Source organism: Streptomyces sp. adm13(2018), from assembly GCF_008042145.1.
In the GTDB taxonomy this organism is placed as follows: Bacteria; Actinomycetota; Actinomycetes; order Streptomycetales; family Streptomycetaceae; genus Streptomyces.
In genome coordinates this window covers 15,034-21,452 of the sequence record NZ_RDBH01000075.1, presented here as the reverse complement: position 1 = coordinate 21,452, position 6,419 = coordinate 15,034, and the positions used below count along the sequence as shown (strand labels likewise).

At 74.3% G+C, this 6,419-nt stretch carries 3 protein-coding genes and 1 pseudogene; 1 reads left to right on the top strand and 3 read right to left on the bottom strand.

Translation table 11 applies throughout. The annotated features are described in order from the left end of the window. Nucleotides 1-3,137, top strand: a 3,137-nt coding sequence (locus EAO70_RS06600; protein WP_315986216.1) for a class I adenylate-forming enzyme family protein, incomplete at its 5' end; no start/stop codon positions are given. Between the two features lie 30 nt (nucleotides 3,138-3,167). Here EAO70_RS06600 and EAO70_RS38960 read toward each other — a convergent pair. From EAO70_RS38960 to EAO70_RS06580, 3 genes and pseudogenes are all read right to left on the bottom strand, one after another. After that, the gene (locus EAO70_RS38960; RefSeq protein WP_148002071.1) at nucleotides 3,168-4,535 is read right to left on the bottom strand and encodes an MFS transporter; all 1,368 of its coding nucleotides are present in this window, start codon (nucleotides 4,533-4,535) and stop codon (nucleotides 3,168-3,170) included. 171 nt (nucleotides 4,536-4,706) lie between these two features. Then, nucleotides 4,707-5,462, bottom strand: a pseudogene (locus EAO70_RS38950) (SDR family NAD(P)-dependent oxidoreductase); the annotation flags it as partial. A gap of 137 nt (nucleotides 5,463-5,599) precedes the next feature. After that, nucleotides 5,600-6,419 (bottom strand): 3-hydroxybutyrate oligomer hydrolase family protein (locus tag EAO70_RS06580; protein ID WP_315986215.1); only part of this gene is annotated, 820 nt, incomplete at its 5' end.

The following is a 6,419-nucleotide window of genomic DNA, read 5'->3' as shown; positions in this document are numbered from 1 at the left end:
CCCCTCTCCCCCGCCCTACTTCCCCGACGAACGCACCGGAGTTCACCATCGACAGCCACCTGCCGCCCGCCGCGACGACCGTCCCCGAGCTTCTCGACGCCCGTGCCGCCGAACACCCGGACCAGGTGGCCCTCCAGGTCGTCGGCGGCGGAGACCTCTCCTACCGCCGCTGGCGCGAGGAGGCGCTGCGCGCCGCCCTCGGGCTCGCCGCCGCCGGGGTCGGGCCCCGCGACCGGGTCGTGCTGCGCTGCTCCAACGCCCGCTGGGAGCGGTACGCCGTGGCCTTCCTCGCCGTCCAGTACGCCGGCGGGGTGCCCGTACCGGTCCGCGAGGACCTGTCCGAGACCGATGCCGCCGCCCTGGCCGCGCTGGCGGAAGCCCGTACGGTCCTGACGGACGGCGGGCTTCCGGGCGTCACGGGCGTTCCGGGCCTGGTTGAGCTGACCCTGGACGCCCTGCTCGCGGCGCATCCCGAGGCGCCGGACGGCCCGCCGCACCGGGTCGGTCCGGACGATCCGGCGCAGGTGATCGGCACATCGGGCACCACCGGCGCGCCCAAGGGCGTGCTGGCCGCCCACGGGAACCTGACCGCCGGTCTGGTCCCGCGTCCCCGGCGCCGCGCGTACGCCCACTCGCGGCACGCCCTGCACGCCTTCCCGATCGGGACCAACGCGGGCCAGGTGATGCTGCTCAACGCCCTCACCGCCACGCCCACCACGCTCAGCCTGCCCCGCTTCGACGCCGATCAGTTCGGTGCCACCGTGGCGGGGTTCGGGATCGGCACCGCCTTCCTGGTGCCCTCCATGGCGATCGAGCTGCTCAACACGGGCACCGCCGGACGGTACGACCTGAGCAGTCTGCGGCTGGTCAACTCCTCGGCCGCGGCCCTGCCCGTGCCGGTGGCGGCCGCACTGGCGGCGGCCCTGCCCGACGCGACCCTCGTCAACACCTACACCTCCGCCGAGGCCTCGCCCGCGCAGGTCTCGACCGTGGTCGACACCCGCCGCCCGGGCTCGCTGGGCCGCCCCGCGGACCCCCGCGACCTCCGGATCCTCGACGCGGAGGGGCTGCCGCTGCCCGCCGGACAGGTCGGTGAGGTCTGGCTGCGCCAGCCCGGGCCGCCCCGCGGCTACCTGGGCGAAGCCGCCCGGGGCGACCGGGTGTTCCGGGACGGCTGGGTGCGGATGGGCGATGTCGGGCGGCTGGACCAGGACGGCTACCTGTACCTGGTCGACCGGGAGAGCGACGTCATCAAGAGCGGTGCGCTGAAGGTCTCCACGCTCCGCATCGAGGAGGTGCTGCACGCGCACCCCTCGGTCGCCGACGCGGCGGCCCTCGGCGTGCCGCACCCGGTGATGGGGGCCGTGCCGGTGGCGGTGGTGGTGCCCGGGCCCGGCGGCGTCGACCCGGACGAGCTACGGCTGTTCCTGAGCGAACGGCTGAGCCGCCCCGAACTCCCGGTGCGCGTCCTGCTCGCGGACGAACTGCCCAGGAACCCGAGCGGCAAGGTCCTCAAGCAGCGGCTCCGCCCCCTGTTCGACGCGCCCGCGGAGCCGGCCGGTCCGGTGGTCGCCCCGGCCACGGAGACGGAACTCCGGCTGGCGGAACTGTGGCGGAGCCTGCTCGGCCGCCCGGTGACCGATGTGGCGGCCGAGTTCTTCGCGCTCGGCGGCGACTCGTTCCGGGCGGTCCAGCTCGCCACCGGGATCAGCGCCGCGTTCGCGATCCCGGCGGGCACCGCCCTGGTCTTCGAGCGGCCCTCGCTACGGGCCCAGGCGGCGTGGCTGGACCACCCCGACCGCCGGCCGGCCGGCCCCGCCGCGCCGGCCACCGTGACGGACACCGCACCGGACACCGTGACTCCCTATCTGGCGGCCCTGCGGGCGCAGCCGCACGCCGTCGCCCTCACCTCGCAGCAGGAGAACTTCTTCCGCTGGATGTCCGAGGCCCCCGGGCGGGACGCCGGCGCGGTGACGGCACTGTTCCGGGTGACCGACCGGCTCGCGCCGGAGACCCTGGGCCTTGCCCTCACCGAGGTCGTCCGCCGCCATCCGGCGCTGCGCACCCGGTTCGAGGCGGTGGACGGGGTCGTACGGGTGGTGCTGGACGAGGAGCCGCGGGTGCGGATCACGCTGACCCGGGCCCCGGACGCCACGGACGAGGCGGTGGACGCCCTGCTGCTGGCCGAACGCGACCGGCTCACCGACCTGGGCCGCGACCCGATGACCCGCCTTCTGGTGGTCAGCCGGTCGGCGACGGACCACGTCGTGCTGGTCGCCGTGCACCACATGGTGTCCGACGGCTGGTCGATCGGTGTGCTCCTCTCCGACCTGGGCGTCTGCTACTCCGCGCTGCGTCGGGGCCGGCCGGCCCCGCCCGCCCGGGTGGGCCCGGGCTACGGGGAGCTGGTGGACTGGGCGAACGGTCACTGGCCGGCCTCCCGCGCCCACTTCGCGGGGGCGCTCGCCGGGGCGCCGGAGGCCGTCGAGGAGTTCGACGGCCGCCGCCCGGTGGACGAAGTCCTCACCCAGGCACACGAGTTCGAGGTGCCGGTGCGGGCGGCGGACGCCCTGCGGGCCCGGGCGGCGGCCCTGGGCGCCACGCCCTTCCTGGCCGTCGCCGCCGCCTGGACCGGGCTGCTGGCGCGCCGCAGCGGCCGCCCCGACCTGGTGGTGATGACCCCGGTGCCCGGCCGCCCCCGGCCGGAGGCCGAGCGGACGGTGGGCTGCTTCGTCCAGTCGCTGCTGCTGCGGGTGGACGCGAGCGGGGGCCCCGGCTTCGCCGAGCTGGTGGACCGGCTGCGGACGGTCTACAGCGAGGCGCTGGACCACCAGTTGTACCCCTTCGCCGAGTTCAGCCCGGCCGTGCCGTTCGCGGCCTGGCTCCGCTACGAGGCCTGGGCCGCGCCCGCGCAGCTGCCGGGCCTGACCTGCGAGCCCTGGGAGCTGCCGCGCGGCAGCACCGTGCCGTGGCCGCTGCCGGGCGGTGACCGGGGCGTGCCCGAGCTGACCGTGGTCGAGCAGCCGGACGGCGGGCTGCGGTGCTGGTTGCAGTACAACGCGCTGGCCTTCGACCTCCCCGTGATCACCGGACTGGCGGAGGAGTTCACCGCGACGCTGGCCACCGCCTGCGCATGAGACACCGGGGCCGGCCACGGCGGTCGGCCCCTAGGCCGTCTCTTCCGCGGGGACGACGGGCGGCGCCGTCGTCTCCTCGTCCCGGCCGCGGCGCAGGTCGCGGCCGAGGGTCTCCCGGGTGACGGCGACCGTGATGGTGGTGATCACGGCCGCCGCGCTGAGGTAGACGCTGATCGGGGTGGAGCTGCCGTAGTCCTTGAGGAGTTCCACGGCGATGATCGGTGCCAGGGCCCCGGCGAGTATGGAGGCGAGCTGGGAGCCCATCGAGGCGCCGGAGTAGCGGACCTTGGTGTCGAACATCTCGGAGATGAACGCGGCCTGCGGCCCGTACATCGCGCCGTGCAGCAGCAGGCCGGCGGTGACGGCCAGGGTGATCACCACGAACGACCTGGAGTCGACGAGCCCGAAGAAGACGAACGCCCAGACCGCCATGCCCGCGGAGCCGATCAGGGTCACCGGGCGCCGGCCGAGGCGGTCGGAGAGCGCGCCCCACATCGGGATGGTGACGAAGTGGACGGCCGAGCCGATGAGGACGGCGTTCAGCGCGGTGCTCTTCGGGAGTTCCAGGTGGACCGTGACGTACACGAGGAGGAACGAGGTCAGGATGTAGTAGGAGATGTTCTCGCCGAAGCGGGTGCCGATGGCGGACAGGACCTCGCGCCAGCTGCGCCTGAACACCTCGACGACCGGGGCCTCCTCCCTGGCGCCGGCGGCGGCGGCCGCCTCGGCCTTCGCCCGGGCCTCCAGGAACACCGGGGACTCGGAGACCGAGACGCGGATCCACAGTCCGATGATCACGAGGAGTCCGGACAGCAGGAACGGGATCCGCCAGCCCCAGGCCTGGAAGTCGGCATCCGACTGGACGGCGGCGAGCAGCGCCAGGACACCGGTGGCGAGCAGGTTGCCGCCCGGGGCGCCGGCCTGGGGCCAGGAGGCCCAGAAGCCGCGGTGCTCGGCACCACCGTGCTCGGAGACGATGAGGACGGCCCCGCCCCACTCGCCGCCGAGGGCGAAGCCCTGCACCAGCCGCAGCACGGTGAGCAGGACCGGCGCCCAGACACCGATGGTGCCGTACGTGGGCAGCAGGCCCATCGCGAAGGTGGCGCCGCCCATCATGAGGAGGCTCAGCACCAGGAGCTTCTTGCGTCCGATCTTGTCCCCGAAGTGCCCGAAGACGATGCCGCCGAGCGGCCGGGCGGCGAACCCGATGGCGTACGTGATGAAGGCGATGAGGGTGCCCACCAGGGGGTCGGCGGTGGGGAAGAACAGGGTGTTGAAGACGAGCGCGGCGGCGGAGCCGTACAGGAAGAAGTCGTACCACTCGATGGTGGTGCCGATCAGGCTGGCTCCGACGATGCGGCCGATGCCGCTTCTCGGCTGGGTGCTGGTGTCAGACATGGGTTCACCGGTTTCACGAGCGATCGAGGGCGCCCCGCACGGGGTCACCAGCAACTGCGTGAACCCCGGATACGTCCGCACCCCCCTGGTCGAGGGCCAGATCCGCGACCAGGCCGCCGTCCACGGCATCAGCGAGGACGACGTCCTGACCGAGGTGATGCTGGCCCGCTCCCCGGTCAGGTAGCCGGAGTGGGGACCGCACAGCCACAGCACGGCGGCGGCGACCTCCTCGGCCTCCAGGAGCCGCTTGACCGGGGAGCGGGCCAGCATCACCTCGGTCAGGACGTCGTCCTCGCTGATGCCGTGGACGGCGGCCTGGTCGCGGATCTGGCCCTCGACCAGGGGGGTGCGGACGTATCCGGGGTTCACGCAGTTGCTGGTGACCCCGTGCGGGGCGCCCTCGATCGCGGCGACCTTGCTCAGGCCCTCCAGGGCGTGCTTGGCGGTGACGTAGGCGGACTTGAAGGCGCTGGCCCGCAGTCCGTGGACGCTGGAGACGTTGACGACGCGGCCCCAGCCCCGGTCGTACATGTGCGGCAGGGTCCTCCGCATGAGCAGGAAGGGGGCGGTGACCATGACCCTCTGGATCAGTTCGAAGCGGTCGGGCGGGAACTCCGTGAGCGGGGCGATGTGCTGCAGGCCCGCGTTGTTGACGAGGATGTCGATCTCGGTGGGCAGGTGGGCGATCGCGTCCGGGTCCGCGAGGTCGGCCACCTGCGCCCGACCGTCGGCGGCCTCGGCGACCGCCTCCGCCGCGGCCGCGTCCCGGTCCACCACGTGGACGAGGGCCCCGGCCCGCGCGAGCGCGAGGGCGCAGGCCCGGCCGATGCCGCTGCCGCCGCCCGTCACCAGGGCCGTGCGGCCGCCCAGGTCGGTGGCGGCCAGGGGCGACGCCGGCCGGTCCGGGGTGGGAAATGTGTTGGTCATGGCCGGAAACAGTAGGGAGGCGACGGGGCTTCACCCATGGGTCCCGTCTCCATAAAGAGGGTGAGGCCCATGGGTTCGGCCACCATAGGAGGGGGGTGTACGGGCGTGCCGGGCGCCCGGTGCCGCCGGGGCGTCGGTCAGGGCCGGTCGCCCGCGGCCTTCCTGCCGGCCAGGGGGCAGCTGTTGGCGAGGGTCACCGGGTCCCGGTCGGCGGGCAGGGCGACGGTGCCCGACGGGGGCGGCCGGTGCCCCTTCGCGAGCCAGTCCTCCAGGGCGGTGAACGCGCTGCGGTGGCACGGTGTGAGCGGCCTGAGGCGGTCGGGGAAAGCGTCGACGAGCGCGTCGGCGTGGGTGCCGCCCTCGATCCGGTAGTAGCGGTGCAGCCCGCCGCGGCCCGCCTCGCGCACCATCCGGGCGTACACGTCGGAGTCGCGGCCGATGGGCAGCAGGGCGTCGAGGGTGCCGTGCAGTGTCGTCAGCGGCTTGCCGATGCGTCCGGTGAGGGCGATCCGCCGCACGGCCCGGTGCACCTCGGCGGGGCGGGTCGGGTAGTCGTAGTCGGCGTCGCAGCCGGGCGTGCCCGTCGCGCAGTACGGGGTGCCCGCCTCGGTCGGCCCGTCGTAGTCCGGGTCGAGTTCCTCGCGGTAGACGCGCTGAGTGAGGTCCCAGTAGACCGCATGGTGGTACGGCCACAGGAACTCCGTGGCGGCGGGGAAGCCCGCGGCGTGCATCCGCCGGCGCGCCTCCTCGGCGCCCGGGCCGCCGGCGGCGTACACGGGGTAGGCGCGCAGGGCCGGCGGCAGGAAGTCCAGCAGGGTGGGTCCGTCGGCCCGCCAGAGGGTGCCCTCCCAGTCGACCCCGCCGTCGTAGAGCTCGGGATGGTTCTCCAACTGCCAGCGCACCAGGTAGCCGCCGTTGGACAGGCCGGTGACCAGGGTGCGGGCCGGGGGGCGGTGG

Excerpts from the sequence above, each read along its gene's own strand:
- EAO70_RS38960 (WP_148002071.1), bottom strand. The coding sequence starts at position 4,535 with ATGTCTGACACCAGCACCCAGCCGAGAAGCGGCATCGGCCGCATCGTC.